Source organism: Wohlfahrtiimonas larvae, assembly GCF_002006755.1.
In the GTDB taxonomy this organism is placed as follows: Bacteria; Pseudomonadota; Gammaproteobacteria; order Cardiobacteriales; family Wohlfahrtiimonadaceae; genus Wohlfahrtiimonas; species Wohlfahrtiimonas larvae.
This window is the reverse complement of record NZ_MVDO01000265.1, coordinates 1-1,235: the sequence shown is the minus strand read 5'-3', so window position 1 is coordinate 1,235 and position 1,235 is coordinate 1. Positions and strand designations below refer to the sequence as shown.

The window sequence follows — 1,235 nt, the reverse complement described above, 5'->3', positions numbered from 1 at the left end:
TAAGATGAATCCATTGTGAAATTATCAACAGTTACATCATCATTGTTCACTACTTCTTTAGTTTTTTTCTTGCTCATAATTATATCTCGTAAATTTCATCATCTTCTTCACCCGCAATCACGCCATCAAAACCCTCATAACCAAATGCGTACATCGTTGCATTTGCTAAGTCAGCGTGCCCATGTTCTTGATCTCTTACTGATTCAAATGTGGCAAATCGGTTAGATTTACTCATTGCATTTTTGATGTTCATGAATGAGCCTAATAAATCACTCCATCCAGAATCGTACTCAACCAATCGATCTCTAAATAATGCTTTTGCTTGCAGTACAAACAGTGTTTTTAACTGCAAATCACTCATATATCTTGTTAAATTTGGATAGAATTTTTCTACACGTTCAGCAACAGCAAGCCCCATGTTTCTGCAATCAATGCCCAAATGCACGACGTTATAACGCTCACAAATATCTCTGATATGGTTTTCTTGGGCTTCAAAACTCACATCGCTCCAAAAATGCTTTTCTAAAATGCGTCGTTTCTTATGTGTGCCATCTGGCAAGGCAACCACAACACACGCAGCACCATCATTACTTCGTGCAGGATCATATCCCACCGCAACTTTTTTACGGCCAAAAGGTTTATGTGGGTATTCAATTGGTTTAAAGTCCGTCCATTTTTCCCATGAATCCACCATGCATGCTTGCAAATCATTAAAATTAAAAGCGGATGACAAATCATCAAAGAATTGAAACTCAAATAATCTTGCAAATTGTTCATCGTCATATCGTAAGCGCAATTTATCTAAATCAACTCTGTCAAAACCGCCTGCAATCGCATCATGTACTGTGATGATTTTGCGGAATTTACCATCTTCACATAAACGGCCATCTTTTAAGTCTTTATGCTCTACACCAAACTTTTTATTGCTCTTCTTTTTGTGCCATTCTGTTGCAGCCCACAATTTATAAGCAGGGTGTGATTTGCTTGATGCTGTTGATAAATAATTGATGATGAAATCTTTATGTGTTGCACAAGCTGATACAACCGTTTGAATTTCTTCAAAGCGTTGCATCCAAAATATTTCATCCAATGTTACATCGCCAGTGTAGCCCTGTGCCGTATTTGGGTTTGCACCCAAAAAATAAAACTGTAAATCCTCTTTAAACTTAACAGCATCACCGCCTGATAAATCAATGCCTGTTAAATTTTTAACGTGGGCCAACATATAGCGTTTT

At 37.3% G+C, this 1,235-nt stretch carries 1 protein-coding gene; it reads right to left on the bottom strand.

Annotation, left to right across the window (positions count from 1 at the left end; translation table 11 throughout):
* Positions 1 to 79 precede the first annotated feature (79 nt).
* A partial coding sequence (locus tag BZK14_RS12960; RefSeq protein WP_216350023.1) for a phage terminase large subunit family protein occupies positions 80 to 1,235 on the bottom strand: 1,156 nt, incomplete at its 5' end.